Origin of the sequence: Anoxybacillus pushchinoensis (assembly GCF_900111795.1) — a bacterium.
Taxonomy (GTDB): domain Bacteria; phylum Bacillota; class Bacilli; order Bacillales; family Anoxybacillaceae; genus Anoxybacillus; species Anoxybacillus pushchinoensis.
This window is the reverse complement of the sequence record NZ_FOJQ01000008.1, coordinates 1-17,808: the sequence shown is the minus strand read 5'-3', so window position 1 is coordinate 17,808 and position 17,808 is coordinate 1. Positions and strand designations below refer to the sequence as shown.

Below are 17,808 nucleotides of genomic sequence, written 5' to 3'. Positions count from 1 at the left end.
CTGGAGGCTTTTTTTTTTTGAAATCTATTGACAATGATTCTCACTGTCTGTATACTTCATATTGTGTTGATAATGATTATCATATTAATCAAGTTAAAGGGGGACATACATAATGAAAAAGCCATTTAAACTGATGCTATCTGTCATCACTTCACTCTTGCTCGTGTTCTCAGCCGCATGCGGCAGTTCAAATGAGCAAACTTCACAACCGGAACGAGATACAGAAAATGAACAAAAACTTACTGGAAAACTCGTTGTCTACTCATCTCGTAATGAAAACTTTGTTGATCCGTTGCTTAATAAGTTTAAAGAAGAAACAGGTGTAGAAGTATTAGCCTTACATGGAGTAGAGCCATTGCAGTTAATCGAAGAAGCTGGAAATGTCCAAGCAGATATTTTTATTTCAAACGACGTTGGTGCTCTCGAATATTTACGCATGAAAGGCATATTGGAAGGATTTGATGCAAAAGGAGCTGAAACGATTGACGCACAGTTCCGCGCCGAAGACAATGCGTGGATTGCTTTATCTGTTCGAGCACGCGGATTTATTTACAATAAAGATTTAATTTCTGAAGAAGAAATGCCGAAAACAATGGAAGAGCTAATGGATCCGAAATGGGCTGGACAGTTTGCGATCACTCGTGGTGGAAACGGCAGCATGATCGCAAACGTATCTGCTCTTCGTCGTGAGTGGGGCGATGAAAAGACGTCTCAATGGGTTACAGCAATTAAGAATAATGCAGGGGCCATTATGCAAGGTCACGGAGATATCCGTCGTGCCGTTGGAGCTGGAGAATTTAAATTCGGTCTTGTAAACAACTACTACTACCATCAACAATTAGAAGAGCCAACAGACAATAACGTTGGATTTATCTATCCAGATCAAGGCGAAGGTGAAATGGGTGTCATTTTAAACGCTGCTGGTGTTGGGCTTGTTAAGGGCGGTCCGAACTCCGCAAACGCAAAAGCGTTCATTGAGTGGCTCTTAAAAGAAGAAAATCAATTAGCATTTGTTGGTGAGTCTCTTGAGTTGCCAATTAATCCAAAATTGGATCCACCATATAAACATGCTACTAAAATTAGCGACTTAAAAGTTCAAAGCATGCCATTGAAAGAACTTGGTCAATACTTTGAAGATACAAAAGCATTAATTGAGAAGGCGGGTCTTGATCTCGAACTGAAATAACGGTAGAGCGTGAGGAGAAGACATGATGAACAATAAAAATAATCACGTACCACAGCAACAAGATGTCCAGGTTAGGGAACGTATGTCCCTAACCTTCCGCCGTTTATCGCAAAAAAAATGGATGGATATTTGGCACGGAAATCCCCCGGGGATTATTCTTTTCGTATTCGGTCTCATCGTCGCCTTAATTATGTCGATTCCGATCGTCTATGTCATTTGGCGATCGCTATTTGCAGGGGCAGATCGATGGGCTCGTCTACTCGATGAACGAATTCCGCAATTATTATGGAACACGTTATCATTAACGGTCGCTGTCACAGCCTGTGCGCTTGCGATTGGTGTTTCGCTCGCATGGATTGTCGTTCGGACAGACTTACCCGGAAGAAAAGTATGGCAATGGCTATTGGCGTTACCTTTAGTCATTCCTCCTTATGTGGGAGCAGTCACATACATTATCGTTTTTGGACCGACGGGATGGGCGCGTGACGTGTGGCGAGATACGCCTTGGCTCGTTCGGACATTTGGGGAGTACCCTTTAAATATATATTCGTTTTGGGGCGTCTTTTTCGTGTTAACGATGTTTACGTACCCATACGTCTTTTTAATTGCTAGCGCATCGCTTCGCAAAATGAATCGAAACTTTGAAGAAATCGCTCGCTCACAAGGGTTAAGTACATGGCAAATTTTTTGGAAAGTCAACTTACCTTTCCTTCGCCCTGCTATCGGCGCGGGTGCTATTTTGATTTCTTTGTACGTGTTATCAGATTTTGGTGCGATCGCCATGTTACGCTATGTTACTTTTACAGCCGCTATTTATTTTCAGAGAGCTAGCTTTGACACTGCTTCGGCATCTATTTTAAGCTTAGTGCTTATCGTGTTAACCGTTCTTATTTTGTGGGTGGAATCGTGGACGAGAAGGAAAAATAAGTATTATCAAACGTCTAACTCTTTTAAAGAGCCAGACATATTGTCATTAGGCAAATGGAAGCCAGTAGCTATTTTTTTCGTTTTTGTCATCTTCTCTTTAGCAATCGTCTTACCTATTGCAGTTTTAACTTATTGGTCGATCATTGGTATTCGGATGGGCGCTTTAAACGAACGCTTTTTCATTTTTGCTTTCAATAGTTTAAAGGTATCTGGATTTGCTTCCCTTCTTTGTATGGTGCTTGCATTGCCGGTCATTTATTTAAAATCGCGCTATCCTTCCGTCATATCTAGCGCCATTGATAAATTGAGCTATGCAGGTTATGCGTTGCCAGGGGTCATTGTCGCTCTCGGGTTCATCTTTATTTTTAACAATCATATTCCGATGCTATATAACACGTTCTATATGTTAGCTCTTGCTTTCGTCGTTCGTTTTCTCCCTCAAGCGATGCAAGCAGGAGAAGCTTCATTGAGCCTTGTTTCGCCTAGAATGGATGAAGCAGCTCGAAGTCTCGGCTATCCGCCATGGAAAGTCATGTTTACAGTTATTCTTCCTAACATATTGCCGGGAATCCTTGCTGGTGGTGCCCTCGTTTTCGTCAGTTCAATCAAAGAACTACCAGCAACCCTTATGCTTCGCCCACCAGGTTTTGATACGTTAGCAGTAAGAATTTGGGTAGACGCATCTGAAGCACTTTATCATCTCGCTGCCCCTGCAGCATTGCTCATTATTTTCATCTCTATCATTCCTCTCCGCTACATGTTGAGGAAATACTAATATAGTGCCTATAGTAAAAAAAGTCAGCGCTTCACACGCTGACTTTTTGATGTGAAAAAAATGCAAAAAACATGGCGCGATGACGCCATGTTTTACTTGAACATCATATCGTCTTTGCGGGCGACGCCGGTTTTGTATGCCGCTTTCATGACGGCTTCGCGCACTTTTTCTGCCACTTTATTGTTGAACACGCTCGGGATAATGTATGTTTGCTTAGTTCTTCGTCTGTGACGACCGAGGCGATCGCTTCGGCTGCAGCGAGCTTCATTTCTTCGTTAATTTCAATGGCGCGGCAATCTAGCGCCCCGCGGAAAATGCCCGGGAAGCAAAGAACATTATTAATTTGGTTTGGATAGTCAGATCGGCCTGTCGCCATGACACGAACGTACGGTTCCGCCACTTCTGGATCAATTTCTGGAACAGGGTTGGCCATCGCAAAAACGATCGGATCTTTCGCCATTTTTTTCACATCTTCTACCGTTAAAATGCCTGGTGCGGATACGCCAATAAATACGTCCGCCCCAGCGATAACGTCTGAAAGCGAACCGCTTATATTTTCTGGATTTGTCATGTTTGCATATTCGTTCCAATACGGATTGTCATATTGGACGCCGCGATGAATCGCCCCTTGTCGATCTACGCCGATAATGTTTTTCACACCGGCCGCCAACAATATTTTCGTGCAAGCGATGCCTGCTGCTCCGATGCCTGTTAATACGACTTTAATATTTTCAATCTTTTTATCTACAATTTTTAACGCATTAAGTAAACCTGCAAGCAAGACGACAGCTGTACCGTGTTGGTCATCATGAAATACAGGAATATCCAACTCTTGTTTTAACCGCTCTTCAATTTCAAAACAACGTGGGGCAGCGATATCTTCTAAATTAATACCACCAAACGCCGGGGCGATCGCTTTGACGATTTGCACAATTTCATCTGTATCTTTCGTATCTAAACAAATCGGGAACGCATCAACGCCGGCGAGCTGTTTAAATAACATCGCTTTTCCTTCCATGACAGGCATCGCCGCATACGGTCCAACGTCCCCAAGTCCTAATACTGCCGTTCCGTCTGAAATGACCGCCACCGTATTTCGTTTAATCGTTAACGAATACGCTTTTGTTGGATCTTCGGCAATCGCCGTACATATGCGCGCCACCCCCGGCGTGTACACGCGCGCTAAATCATCGCGCGTTTTAATCGGAATTTTCGATTTTACTTCAATTTTTCCACCGATATGCATTAAAAACGTCCGATCTGAAACGTGAATGACTTTCACGCCAGACGTTTTGCGCAACGTATCGACGACGACATCCGCATGTTTCGAGTCGAGGACGCTTACTGTAATATCGCGCACTGTATGCGTTTTGCTGGAGGAAATGACGTCGATGCCGACAATATCACCGCCAGCTTGTCCAATCGCCGTGGCGATGTCGCTAAAAGAGGCGACGTTTTTCGCAAATTGTAACCGAACTGTGATGTGCATGTTTGCTCCGCTTGACATGTCGTTACCTTCCTTTTCATCATTTTCTTCAATGTTTACCTGCGATACCCGGACTTGTCATCGCATACGGGTCTAAAATATCATTTAATTGCTTTTCGTTCAACAAACCGTACTCGATACATAATTCACGCACCGATTTCCCTGTTTGTAGCGCTTCTTTCGCCACGCGCGACGCCGCTTCATAACCGATGTACGGATTGACTGCCGTAATGACGCCGATGCTGTTTTCGACATGTTGTTTTAACCGTTCTTCATTCGCTTCAATGCCGGCTAAACAGTAGTCTGTAAACACGCGGAATACGTTGTCCATCATATGAAGCGACTGAAGCAAATTAAAAACGAGCACAGGCTCCATGACGTTTAATTCTAACTGACCAGCTTCTGACGCTAAACAAATTGTATGATCGTTTCCGATGACTTGAAATGCCACTTGATTGACGACTTCTGCCATGACCGGATTCACTTTCCCCGGCATAATGGACGACCCCGACTGGCGGGCAGGCAACGTAATTTCCCCTAACCCTGCGTGCGGGCCAGACGCCATAAGACGAAGATCGTTCGCGATTTTCGACATGTTGATCATACATACTTTTAACGCAGCTGATACTTCCGTATAAGCATCTGTATTTTGCGTCGCATCGACGAGATGTGCTGCACGCACGAGCGGTAAGCGCGTCAACTGAACGAGATGAAAAATGACGCGTTCAATATAGGCAGGATCAGCATTTAAGCCCGTTCCGACTGCCGTCGCCCCGATATTCACTTCATACAAATGTTGGCGCGACTGAGCGATGCGCTTCATATCGCGAGCGACGACGCGGCGGTATGCTTCAAACTCTTGCCCGAGCCGAATGGGAACAGCATCTTGTAAATGCGTTCGTCCCATTTTAATGATGTGTTTAATGATGTGGTCAAACCGTTTCTCCTGATCGGCGAACACGTCCTGCATATGTTTCATCGTTTGAAGCAGTTGATCGATCATCTTCAGCACTGCAATATGAATGGCAGTCGGAAACACATCGTTTGTCGATTGTGACATGTTGACGTGCGTGTTTGGGCTAATGATATGGTAACTTCCTTTTCGCTCTCCCAGCCATTCAAGTGCGCGATTCGCGATCACTTCGTTTGTGTTCATGTTGATGGACGTTCCTGCGCCACCTTGAATCGGGTCGACGATAAATTGATCGTGCCATTGTCCTGCGATAATTTCATCTGCCGCTTTTACGATCGCTTCACCGATGCGCCGCGGAAGTTGACCTGTTTCCATATTCGCGAGCGCCGCCGCTTTTTTTACGGTCGCCATCGCTTGAATGAGCTCGCGGTGAAGACGATACCCTGTAATCGGAAAATTTTCGGCCGCACGCATCGTTTGAATGCCATAATAAGCATCGTACGGAATTTCTTTTTCACCAAGCAAATCGCGTTCGATTCGTACTGCTTTCGTTTGCATCATTTATGCATCCCAACTTTCCCCTTCTTTTTCTGTCATATCATTGGCAATCGGTGTTTCCATTATCTTTTTTACGTCAAGCACATTCGTCGTTTTCCCTAACGCCCACATGAGCTTCGGTACAATCGCTTCCGTGTTCATATCGCCTGATAAAATAACTGTGTTTTGCGCCACTTTCCGCCCAACTTCATATAATGTTAAGTCTTCTCCTTCCTCTAAACATTGCGTCGTAATGACGACCGCTTTTCCGTCGTCGATCAATTCTTTGATTTTCGGCAGCAAGTTGCGCCCTTGAAACGGCACGCCCCCGCTTCCGAAACTTTCGATAATCACACCGCGGTATAAGTGGCGAATGTAATCAAATATTTCTGGCTTCGTGCCCGGATGAAGCTTCAGTAAAAACACGTCCGGGCAAAGCGACGTATCAAATTGCAACTCGCCGCTCGGCTTTGGCAGTTCGTATTGATAATTGATGCGATCGTGATGAATGTAAGCGACGTACGGATGGTTAATGCTTTCGAACGCATCATAGCTTTTCGTCCGCATTTTTACTGCCCGCGTACCTAAAATAACGCGCCCATCGAAAACGACAAACACCCCACTCACATCTTCGCACGCAAAACGAAGCGCATCGTGTATATTTTTTTTCGCATCCGTTTTCGGAAAGCCGATCGGCACTTGAGAGCCAGTCAATACAATCGGCTTATTCACGTTTTGAAGCATATATGATAACGCAGCTGCCGTATACGCCATCGTATCTGTCCCGTGTGTGACGACAAAGCCGTCATAACGATCGTATTGCTCATAAATCGCCTCCGCAATGTCTCGCCAATGTTCTGGCTGCATGTTCGTGCTGTCGATGTTCATTAAAATTTGGCTATCTAAATGATACGGCTGATTTTCAATCGTAATGTAGCTCGTCAGCTCCTGTGCCGTCAGCTTTGGTGTAAGCCCTTCTTCGCTCGGCACGGAAGCAATCGTACCACCTGTCGCAAGCAACAAAATGTTTTTCATTATCGTCACGAAACTTACGCAAGGAAGCCCCTGCCTTTAGGCACGGGGAGGAATTGCGCCTTATGCAAGTTCCGCTTCCTCCTTTCTATAAGCATATCCGTCAAATCGCTGAATGACTTGGACATATCTATAATTTATTCCTTGTGCGATACGTTTACCGTCCTTACCTCAAATATGGCGATTTTAAGTCATCTATTGTATTCTTTGTGTCGTGTATTGTAAACTATAAATACATTCGTTCGCGATTCGCGTACATTCACTTCAATTATATTCAGAAAAAAAGAAAATAACAAGTGTTTTTATTCATTTCGCGAACAACAATAAGGGGGAGAAACATGATGATTTCTAAACGATTATCGGAATTGCGAAAAAAGAGGCAATGGTCGTTGCAATATATTGCCGATCAACTCAATATCGCAAAAAGCACATACGCCGGCTATGAGTCCGGTTATCGCCAGCCGTCGCTCGAAGCGGTCAAGGAGCTGGCAACGTTGTTTGGCACAACGACAGACTACTTACTCGGGGCAACAGACGAGGAACAACCGTCGATTGAGCTCACTCGCCCGACGGTTCGACTGACAGTAGACGGTGAAGCCGTGACGGAAGACGAAATCATTCAACTCATCGCCTTCATCCGCGCAAAACGCGACATCGAAAATAAAAAATAGGCGCCATACAACGCCTATCCAATTACATATCCAACTGTAACATGCGGCGCAACACGTGACGTGCTTCCTCTGTGAGCACCAGTTCGTCTTCCTAGCTTTTTTCCTCTTCCTCTGTCGGTTCATATGAATCATGACGCATTCATCGTTTTTTTCATACTAATCATCTCGCCCTTGCAAAATAGAAAAAATTTTATGAAAATACAAAAGAAGGGGGGGATACATATGTTTCGGCACGGTATAAAATCAGGAGTCGCCATCGCGATCGGATATGCGCCTGTTGCGCTGACGTTCGGTTTATTAGCGAAATCAACAGGGCTATCACTTATGGACACGACGCTTATGAGCATGATTGTATTTGCGGGGGCGGCGCAGTACATTTCGCTCAACTTACTATCTCTTGGCACCGGTCCGTTTGAAATCATTTTAACGACGTTTATTTTAAACATTCGTCATTTTTTAATGTCCGCATCGCTCAATGAAAAAGCAGAAAACGATTCGCTATGGAAAAAAGCGCTATACGCATTTGGCATTACAGACGAAACGTTTTCGGTCGCCTCGATGAAACAAGGCACCGTTTCTGCTTCATACATGTTCGGACTCATTTTCATTTCCTACAGCAGTTGGGTAATCAACTCTGCGATCGGGCATATCGTCGGCGCTTATTTACCTGAAAGTGTGCAAGTGAGCTTATCTGTCGCCTTGTATGCGATGTTTGTCGGCTTGTTAGTTCCTGCCGTCAAAACAGAACGGAAAGCGCTATGGCTCGCCGTTTGCGCTGGTGCTATCAACTGCGTGCTTTTATTATGGCTCAACGTCCCGAAAGGATGGGCGATCGTCATCTCTACAATCATTTCCGCTATATGTATTCAATGGGTTGTAGAAAAAGGAAAGGAGACGGAATATGCACAGTAACATTTTTCTTATCATTCTCGGCATGGGGCTTGTGACATACATTCCGCGCATGTTGCCATTAACGTTGTTTCATCGCATCGAATTGCCGCCGTTTTGGCGCGGTGTATTGCGAAACGTCCCATACGCCACGCTTGGCGCATTAATCATTCCGGGTATATTTCTTATTCAAGACGATCCGTGGTTTGGCATCTTTGGTTTTACAAGCGCTGTCGTTGCTTCTTGGCTCGGCGTCAACATCACGGGCGTCGTCTTGATATCCGTCCTCGTGCTAACGGTATATACGACAGTGTGACATGAAAAAAGTCAGCGTGTGAGGCGCTGACTGTTTCTTTCTTTTTTCTCGAAAACAGCAATGACGACCCCGATGATAATGAACACCCCCCCAATCCAAAAAGATAGGCGCAATTGTTCATGTAAAAAAAGCCAACCGAATAAAGAACCGACAAGTGGCTGGAAAAAGAAAAAGAGTGAACCGACGCCCGCATCCATCATTTCCATCCCTTTATTCCAAAGAAAAAACGCTCCTGCCGTCGACACGATCCCGAGATAAAAAATCCCGAGCACGACCGAAAACGAAAACGTTTGTGACGTCCGTTCTAGCCATTCCCATACCATCATCGGCGTTGTGCCAATGAGGGCGACAAAAATCGCGTATGTCGTCATCACTAATACGGAAAGGCGCGCAGATGCCATTTTGACGAGCACAGACAAAAGCGCCCACGTCACCGCAGCTCCGACGAGTAGCACGTTCCCGAAAAACGACGTCGTCTCCCCTCCGCTCCAGCCAACGATCACAACAACTCCGACCGTTGCTAGTAAAAGGGCGCTTAGTTTTCGCGGCGTCACCGTTTCATTCAACAGCCAGCGAGCGAAAATGACGATAAACGCAGGGGTTGCTGACGTAATGAGCGACGCGGTGTGCGCATCCGACCATTTCGTCCCGACGAACTGGAGTGAAATCGAAACAACATATCCGACGATGCCGATACGTATGATCTGCTTCCAATCGTCTTTTCCTTTCGGCATCGGGATGCGCTTTAGCCGTAAAATCATCCATAATACAAAAAACGCGATCGCATAACGAAGCCATACGAGCGTAAAGGGTGGAACATAATCGAGCACATATTTACTCACGACATACATCCCACCCCAAATGCTAGCCGCGAGCGATAAATACAACGAACCGAGAAACGTTTGTCTCATCCTTCTTTCCCCTTCTTTTTCTACAAGTCGTTACCACCTTCTATTCATCTTTTATTTTACTTTATTTTCATCTTTCCAAATATGGCACATAGAAAAAGCTGCCGCCGATTGTTTCGACGACAGCTGACATATCATGATCGTTTAGACATCGTTTGTTGTTTGTTTTGCTTTTTTCGTTTTAAGTCAAAGCGGTCAGCGTTCATCACTTTCACCCAAGCTTGAATAAAATCGTTGACGAACTTTTCCTTTATTATGTTTTTGATTAAAAATAATGAATTTTATGTATATACTCTTGTTACTTCCAATCAATAGAAAAAGTCAGCGTACCATACGCTGACTTTCTGTTGTTTTCTTCAGTTGTAAGCTAGCTATTTTCGTTTCCAAACGAATTGTAAAACAAGTAAAATTACAAAACTGCCAAGACCGATGACATCTGACCAAACAGTCGGGTTAATGAGCATCACACCGCCGCCAACCGCAACGACTCGCTCAATCCAATGCAAACTGCGCATCCAATATCCAACCATCCCTGCACCGATCGAAACCATCCCTATGATAGCTGTAAAAACAACCCAAACTAACTCGGTCATCGTTGTATCAATCATAAGCAGCTGTGGGGATAAGACGAACATGTACGGAATAATGAACGCCGCAATCGCCAACTTCGCCGATTGAACTCCGGTACGGAGCGGTTCTCCCCCCGATACTCCCGCTGCCGCAAAAGCTGCGAGCGCCACCGGAGGAGTAATATCTGCAATAATCCCAAAATAAAACACGAATAAATGAGCCGATAAATCAGGAACACCGAGTAAAATAATTGCCGGTGCAGCAATCGTTGACGTAATGACATAGTTCGCTGTCGTTGGCGATCCCATTCCTAAAACGATCGCCGCAATCATCGTTAAAAATAACGTCGGCAATAAATGCCCTCCTGCAATATCAAGCAATCCGTTTGCGAGCTTTAACCCTAAACCTGTTTTTGTCACGATGCCGACAATAATTCCGGCAGCTGCAGTAGCGGCGGCGACCCCTAACGCTGTCCGCGCTCCGTCTACAAGCGCATAAACGATATCGACAAGTTTCATATTCGAGTCGCGGTTTATAAATCCGACGACGATGGCGATAGCGATGGAATATAGCGCCGCATGCGTAACAGTCACACCAGCCATCAACAAGACGATGACCGAAACAATCGGAATAAGTAAATATATTTTCTTAAACACTTCTTTTCGATTTGGCATTTCTTCTTTTGACAGTCCACTTAAACCGATGCGCTTCGCTTCAAAGTGCGTCATAATCCAAATGCCCGCAAAGTACAAAAGCGCAGGAATCGCAGCTGCCTTTGCGATATCCCAATAAGTGAGCCCGCCACCGATAAACTCGACCATAAGAAACGCTGCCGCTCCCATAATTGGCGGCATCAACTGCCCACCTGTTGACGCTGCGGCCTCAACCGCTCCGGCAAACTCTTTCTTATAGCCGAGCTTTTTCATCATCGGAATTGTAAAAGACCCTGACGTCACAACGTTTGCGACAGAACTTCCGCTAATCGTTCCTTGTAGCGCACTAGAGAAGATGGCTACTTTTGCCGGTCCTCCTGTGCTCCGACCGGCAATCGCCACTGCTAAATCGTTGAAATATTGCCCAACACCGGTTTTCACGAGGAACGAACCAAACAATAAGAAGAGGAAAATAAATGTCGACGATACACCTAATGGCGTTCCTAAAATTCCTTCCGTCGTAAAAAACATCGTTTGCACGAGACGCTGCAAACTCAAACCGCTATGACGCAAAAAGCCCGGCATCATTTCTCCAAAGTAACCGTACAGTAAAAATAAGGTCGCGATTATGGTAATCGGCAAACCGACCGCGCGACGCGTCGCTTCTAACACAAGCAAAACTGCCAAAACGCCTGTGTAAAAATCTTGATCGGATAACATGCCGACACGCATGACGATCTTATCAATATGGAGCGGCCAATATAAACCGACGTAAATACTTAATAAAGCGAGCACGATGTCGTACCATGCTACTTGAAGTTTCCCGCTCTTTCTTTTTCCGCGCCGAGCAGGAAATAAAAGAAAAATGAGGGCTAACGCAAATCCTAAGTGAATGGAACGTTGAATTTGCGCAGTAAAGACGCCAAAAATAGCCGTATACAACTGAAATAGTGAAAAAGCTAACAATCCCGCAAATACAACTTTTTGAAAAACCCCTGTCAATTTGCGCGTATTCGATTCAGGATCGTATTTTTCTAATATTTTTTGCTGTTCCTCAGCTGATAATACGTCAACCTTCTCATTCGTCAATGATGTTCACTCCTTTCAACTGTTGCCATAAACTGATTCGAGTTGGAACGATTCTCACCCACTTGCCATAACCGATTTTCTCACCGAGCACAACTTCTTTTCCTTTGTAGATGAGGCGATGATTGGCCCGAACTTGGCCGATGCGGAGATCAATCGTCTGAAAGCGACGGTTCATATTTGTAATGACGTACTTCCCGTCTCTTTGTTCGAACACTTCATCCCCTTCCGCATTCGATGGCATTCCAACCGCAAAGTTCTCATACATCAACTCTGTAAGTACGAGTTCTTTTTCGAATATCGTATATGTTTCGACAACATCGGTGAAATGAATTGAATGTGTATAAACGATTTGAAACGTTTGCGATTCAGCGATCGGAAAAAATGCGATAAGACGATCGGAATCTTCGAAATAAAACGCAATTACTTGCTTATAAGGAAAGAAGAACAAGCAAGCAAGGATGATGAACAGGGGCAAAAAAAAGAAACGTTTTAGCAAAGACATCACCATTCACCTTTAAACAAAACGAAACGATAGACCGAGCAACGTCGGTCTATCATCGCATTTCCGTTATTTTACGCCTTTTTCAGCAAAGTATTTTTCGGCTCCTGGATGCAACGGAATGTTGCCGATGCCATCAAGCGCTGTTTCAGCTTTAATTAGCTTTCCTTTCGCATGCGTAATTTTATCTGTGTTTTCAAAAATAGCTTTTGTAATATTGTATACTGTCTCTTCATCTAAGTCTTTGCGAGCAACAAGCATCGCTTTAACTGCCACAGTTGTAACGTCTGAATCAATTCCATACGTACCAGCAGGAATTGTATCTTCCGCGTAGAACGGATATTTTTCAATCAATTGTTTCACTTTCTCAGCAGAAATCGGTATAATTTTCACTTCTTTTTGAGCAGCTAACGCTTCAACTGCACCGGTTGGCGTACCAGCTGTAACGAACGCCGCATCGATGCTGCCTGATTGAATGCCGTCAACAGACTCATCAAAAGATAAGTTTTGTACTTTAATGTCGTTTAAAGAGATGCCGTGAATTTCTAAAATTTGTTGTGCGTTTGCGCTAACTCCAGACCCTGGGGCACCAATCGATACTTTCTTTCCTTTTAAATCTTCAACTGATTCGATGCCGCTACCTTTGAGCGTCACGATTTGAACTGTTTCTGGATAAAGCGTACCGATCGCTTGCACGTTTTCCACTTTATTTCCTTCAAACATTAATTCCCCATTCAATGCGTAAGAAGCGATATCTGTTTGTGCAAACGCCACCTCCGCTTCTCCTTGTTTTAACGTGTTCATATTTTCCGCAGAAGCACCTGAAGATTGAGCATTCGCGTTAATTCCTGTTTCCTCTTGAATGATGCTCGCCATCGCCCCACCGAGCGGATAATATGTACCACCTGTACCACCTGTTAAAATGCTAATGCTTTTGACTTTCTCCTTCTCTCCTCCGCTACTTCCTTGCTCGTTCCCCCCGTTACATGCCGTAACAATCATTGTAAATGCTAACAACACGACAAACAACATACTGCTACGTAACTTTCTCATCATAACCACCCCTTCTTTTCTATTTCAAAAGTCACAGCACTATCATATCATAAGCTACTAGAAACATGTCAAATCATTTTTTATTTTTTTCCAAATTATCGGAAATTTGGTTCATCACCAAAAGATGTACTTGCACCTGTCATGAAAGTATGTTAGCTGTTTCCAGCCGAACCCGCAGTGCAAAACGCTGGATATTTCGGTATCCGTATCCCCGACGTTTCATCAGCTTGATCTTGTTATTCGTTCCCTCCATCTTCCCATTCGAATAATGGGATAAAATGCACGATATCATTTCGTCTGTTCGTTTGACGAGTGATTTTGCGATGGCACGAACAACGGAACAAGGACAAAACAAATACCGATGAATCCAAGCCTTCAAGCGTCGTTTCGCCTGTTGCTCATCTTTGCTTTTGAACACATAGCGAACATGTTGGAGCGATTGGTAAACAGACTTTAAGTAATCGCTTTCCTTACACCATTCTCGTATGATTTGACGTTCTTCCTCCGTCAATTTCTCTGGGCATTGGCTCAATAAACGGCAAACGGAACGAACATTTCCGTGTTTCTTGCCTCCTTTGCCCAAATATTTGCGACAACGTTCTAACGCATCGGTAAACAGCTGAATGACATGGATGTCGCCTCTGGGCAAACCCGTTGAATCGCTTTTTTCATCGCTGGAGCCAAGTCACTCACGACATACTGAACGGAACGAGATACATGAGCCAATGCACGCCCAATGGCTTCCTCGTTCTTTCCTGCTTCCATGGCATACACTTCTCCCGTTTCGGCATCCATGATCGCCACTCCATAGTCGTGCCCTTTTCGAAAAGCAAACTCATCGACACAAACCGCCTTTGGTTGGACGTCATTCGATAGGAAGGAAGGGGCATGGGTATAAAACCATCGTTCAACGGTCGTGTAAGGAAGCTTGAGCATACGAGCCACCGCCTGAATGGATGTTCCGATGCAAGATTGCGCGACCCATCGCTGAAAAGCATCCGTCGCCACACTTCGAGGAGAGATGGCTGGATACGACGTGCTGAACGTCACGCCACACGTGCTACAACGTCTGCGCTCGACAGGAAGTTCGATCCAAAAAATTCCGATTCGCTGAGCATAGCCATGCATCCATTGCTTCTTTTTGTCTGTCATTTTGATCGTGCGCTTCAAGCAGACAGGACATAACGGGCATTGTTCGGGTAGAGAAAGTTCGAAAATCCAACGTTCCCCTTCTTTTCGCACCTTTTGAATCAAAACATCTGGTCAATCGATGAGTTCTTTGATAAATTGAGAGTACATGCGAATTTCCCTCCATGGTTCGGTTTGGTCACCTTTACCATACAGGAAAATTCGCATTTTTTGTACCCTCTATGCACACCTACCTTAAATGATCAAGTACAACTTGTGGTGAAGAGCCTATTCTTTAACTTTTAGCAATCGCATGCTGTTTAATGTTACGAGTAATGTTGCTCCCATATCCGCAAATATCGCTAACCATAGCGTTAACCAACCAGGCACAATTAACAGTAATGACAATGCCTTAATCCCTAAAGAGAAAGTAATGTTTTGCTTAATAATCGCTAAAGCTTTGCGGCTCAATTTAATCGTATATGGCAATTTGCTTAAATCATCAGACATTAAGACAATATCGGCTGTTTCTAGGGCTGTATCGGTTCCAGCACCACCCATTGCCACACCAACGGTTGAAGCTGCAAGAGCTGGTGCATCGTTCACACCATCTCCAACCATCGCCACGCTTTGATGCTTGTCACGAAGCTCTTTGATGAAATTCAGTTTATCTTCTGGAAGTAAATCGGCTTTAATATCGGAAACGCCGACTTGTTTTCCGATGGCTTCGGCTGTTCTTTGGTTATCCCCTGTCAACATTACCGTTTTTTCAATACCGACTTGATGAAGTTTTCGAATAACCTCTTTGGATGATTCTCTTATTTCGTCTGCCACGGCAATTAACGCCAGAATTTCTTTTTCCGTCCCTAATATCATGACCGTTTTCCCTTGTGTTTGAAGGGTTGTAATTTGTTCTTTTATTTCTGATTGGATGCCATTTGGAAGAAGTTCTTCAAAAAGACCTGGACTTCCGACATAATACATTGCGTTATTTACTTTGGCTTTGACCCCTTTACCTGTAATGGATTGGAATTCTTCAACCGATACATCCTTAAAATTCAATCCATCTTCTTCTGCTTTTCTTATAATGGCGGAAGCAAGTGGATGTTGTGAGCCTTTTTCAATGGCTGCTGTAATGGTCATTAGTTCATTTTCATTGCCATTATAAGTGACCACATCGGTGACGGAAGGAATACCTTTTGTTAATGTTCCTGTTTTATCAAAAGCAATCACTTTTAAGTTTCCTGCTTCCTCTAAATAAATACCACCTTTAATTAGCACCCCGTTTTTCGCTGCATTTCCAATGGCAGTTACAATCGAAACAGGCGTGGAAATAACCAACGCACACGGACAACCAACCACTAATACAGCTAGACCTCGATAAATCCATTCGCTCCAATCAGCACCCATAAATAATGGAGGAATAACGGCTAGTAAAAGAGCAAAAATGATAATGGCTGGTGTATAGTATTTGGCAAAACGATCTACAAACGCTTGAGAAGGTGCCCGTTCTGCTTGAGCTTCTTCCACTAAATGGATGATTTTCGAAAGAGTTGTATCTTCCACTCGTTTTGTCACTTTTACTTCCAATAACCCTTCTTCATTCAATGTTCCTGCAAAGACTTCATCACCGACTGTTTTGGTTACTGGAACACTTTCTCCCGTAATGGCAGCCTGATTTAATGTAGATGTACCCTTGATGACGATTCCATCCATCGCTAATTTCTGACCAGGCTTTACGATCATAATATCTCCGACTTGAATATCGTCAACAGGGACCATCATTTCTTCATTTCCGCGACGAATTAATGCTTCTTTTGGAGCAATATCCATCAACGATTCAATGGATTGACGAGCTTTATCCATGGAATAACGCTCTAAGGCTTCGCTAATGGCGAATAGAATAACAACCGTTGCACCTTCTCCCCATTCACCAATCGCTGCAGCTCCTAAAATCGCCACTGTCATCAGCGTATTCATATCAAAATTCAATCGAACTAGGTTTTTGAAACCTTTTATAAATAACGAATATCCACCGATTAAAATTGCTGCAGCATATCCAATTGCCGCAAAGATATGCTCTTCTCCGTATTGCATCCCTAGAAACCAACTAATCACAAGCAAAACGGCGGAAATGTACACTTTAATATTCTCTTTTTGCTTCCAAAAAGGTTCACGCTTGACTGCTTTTTCTTTATCTTCCCGAACCTTTAAGTTTTCAAAGGCTCCTGCTTTTTCTAATTCTTCGATGGTTGTTGTACCCCAAACGGTAATTTTAGATGCTCCAAAGTTTACTTTAGCATCTCGAACACCTGGCAATGCTTTTACATTATTTTCAAACTTTGCCGCACAGTTTGCACAAGTAAATCCTTGAACACGGTAGGTTTTCATTTCTTTCTCAGATAATTTTGCTTGTTGTTCAGACACGGACTTTCACCTCTTTATCATGTACTAACGCAATCATGATTAACTGCTTAATATGGTCATCATCCAGCGAATAAAATCCTAGCTTTCCTTCTTTTCGATACTTTACAATCCCTTGTTTATAAAGGGTGCGTAAATGATGGGAAGTGGTTGCAACAGAAGCCCCGATGATATTAGCAATATCACATACACATAACTCTTCATCTTGGCAAAGTGAATAGACAATTTTTGCCCTATTTTCATCTGCCAGTGCTTTAAACAACAGGACAACACTGGATATATCTTCTTTTTGCAATTCCCCTTGTATTCGATTGACTTTTTCTTCGTCATAACAATAAATTTCACATGTATCTTTCTTACTCATTCATTATCCCCCCCTTTCATATTCAAATTTCCGTTTGAATATATTATACCCCATTTCTTTTATTATTCAAATATTTATTTGAATTAAAAACAAAAAAAGAATGGAATTTAAAAAAATCAACCCAATATTTACCGTGCGATTCATTTAATTAGCTACATCAAAAAATTCTATTGTAACTATTCACTCCGATAGTAGTATGTAAAGAAGCGCAACACAAATAGGGCATCCCCGTAATAGAAAATACCCTAAGTGGTAGAAAGAACACGATCGAGCTTTTCGCCTGTCAACAGAAGACATAACGAATCCCACACGTTTTTTTCGTGTTTCGTCAGTGTGGAAACGATGCTTCTTGTGATACAAAAAGACTGGGCGAATGTTTCTTCGCGAAA

13 protein-coding genes and 2 pseudogenes are annotated in these 17,808 nt (G+C 43.7%); 5 read left to right on the top strand and 10 right to left on the bottom strand.

Translation table 11 applies throughout. The annotated features are described in order from the left end of the window. Window positions 1-112 precede the first annotated feature (112 nt). On the top strand, window positions 113-1,186 hold the full coding sequence (locus BM213_RS03790) for an extracellular solute-binding protein (protein WP_091701074.1): 1,074 nt from the start codon (window positions 113-115) through the stop codon (window positions 1,184-1,186). A gap of 25 nt (window positions 1,187-1,211) precedes the next feature. Beyond that, window positions 1,212-2,888, top strand: a complete 1,677-nt coding sequence (locus tag BM213_RS03785) for an ABC transporter permease (RefSeq protein WP_425265907.1) — start codon at window positions 1,212-1,214, stop codon at window positions 2,886-2,888. Between the two features lie 92 nt (window positions 2,889-2,980). Here the strand turns inward: BM213_RS03785 and BM213_RS03780 are convergent. The 3 genes and pseudogenes from BM213_RS03780 to BM213_RS03770 form a co-directional block, all read right to left on the bottom strand. Next, a pseudogene (locus BM213_RS03780) lies at window positions 2,981-4,395 on the bottom strand (NAD-dependent malic enzyme). Between the two features lie 28 nt (window positions 4,396-4,423). Beyond that, window positions 4,424-5,848, bottom strand: coding sequence for an aspartate ammonia-lyase (gene aspA, locus BM213_RS03775; protein ID WP_091701069.1), 1,425 nt, complete (start codon window positions 5,846-5,848; stop codon window positions 4,424-4,426). Continuing rightward, window positions 5,849-6,859 carry an asparaginase gene (locus BM213_RS03770; protein WP_143091170.1) on the bottom strand — a complete coding sequence of 337 codons (1,011 nt, stop codon included), beginning with the start codon at window positions 6,857-6,859 and terminating at the stop codon, window positions 5,849-5,851. A gap of 338 nt (window positions 6,860-7,197) precedes the next feature. Here BM213_RS03770 and BM213_RS03765 point away from each other — a divergent pair, with 338 nt between their 5' ends. From BM213_RS03765 to BM213_RS03755, 3 genes are all read left to right on the top strand, one after another. Further along, a complete protein-coding gene (locus tag BM213_RS03765) occupies window positions 7,198-7,527 on the top strand; it encodes a helix-turn-helix domain-containing protein (RefSeq protein ID WP_091701161.1) in 330 nt (109 codons plus the stop codon). A gap of 222 nt (window positions 7,528-7,749) precedes the next feature. Then, window positions 7,750-8,439 carry an AzlC family ABC transporter permease gene (locus tag BM213_RS03760; RefSeq protein ID WP_091701064.1) on the top strand — a complete coding sequence of 230 codons (690 nt, stop codon included), beginning with the start codon at window positions 7,750-7,752 and terminating at the stop codon, window positions 8,437-8,439. Beyond that, entirely contained in the window at window positions 8,429-8,731 is a 303-nt protein-coding gene (locus BM213_RS03755; RefSeq protein ID WP_091701061.1) for an AzlD domain-containing protein, read from the top strand. The genes BM213_RS03760 and BM213_RS03755 overlap by 11 nt, the downstream gene beginning before the upstream one ends. A gap of 11 nt (window positions 8,732-8,742) precedes the next feature. On the opposite strand, the gene BM213_RS03750 is transcribed toward BM213_RS03755, so the two are convergent. The 7 genes and pseudogenes from BM213_RS03750 to BM213_RS03720 form a co-directional block, all read right to left on the bottom strand. Then, complete coding sequence (locus tag BM213_RS03750) at window positions 8,743-9,642, bottom strand: DMT family transporter (RefSeq protein ID WP_091701058.1); 900 nt, start codon at window positions 9,640-9,642, stop codon at window positions 8,743-8,745. Between the two features lie 368 nt (window positions 9,643-10,010). Further along, window positions 10,011-11,951: a TRAP transporter permease gene (locus BM213_RS03745; RefSeq protein ID WP_091701055.1), complete on the bottom strand. Its 1,941-nt coding sequence runs from the start codon at window positions 11,949-11,951 to the stop codon at window positions 10,011-10,013. Beyond that, on the bottom strand, window positions 11,941-12,453 hold the full coding sequence (locus BM213_RS03740; RefSeq protein ID WP_091701052.1) for a DUF1850 domain-containing protein: 513 nt from the start codon (window positions 12,451-12,453) through the stop codon (window positions 11,941-11,943). The genes BM213_RS03745 and BM213_RS03740 overlap by 11 nt, the downstream gene beginning before the upstream one ends. 66 nt (window positions 12,454-12,519) lie before the next feature. Continuing rightward, on the bottom strand, window positions 12,520-13,503 hold the full coding sequence (locus tag BM213_RS03735) for a TAXI family TRAP transporter solute-binding subunit (RefSeq protein WP_091701049.1): 984 nt from the start codon (window positions 13,501-13,503) through the stop codon (window positions 12,520-12,522). A gap of 139 nt (window positions 13,504-13,642) precedes the next feature. Continuing rightward, window positions 13,643-14,757 (bottom strand): annotated as a pseudogene (locus tag BM213_RS03730) (ISL3 family transposase). A gap of 162 nt (window positions 14,758-14,919) precedes the next feature. After that, complete coding sequence (locus tag BM213_RS03725; RefSeq protein WP_091701047.1) at window positions 14,920-17,058, bottom strand: heavy metal translocating P-type ATPase; 2,139 nt, start codon at window positions 17,056-17,058, stop codon at window positions 14,920-14,922. Further along, window positions 17,051-17,419: an ArsR/SmtB family transcription factor gene (locus tag BM213_RS03720; RefSeq protein ID WP_091701044.1), complete on the bottom strand. Its 369-nt coding sequence runs from the start codon at window positions 17,417-17,419 to the stop codon at window positions 17,051-17,053. The genes BM213_RS03725 and BM213_RS03720 overlap by 8 nt, the downstream gene beginning before the upstream one ends. Between the last annotated feature and the right edge of the window lie 389 nt (window positions 17,420-17,808).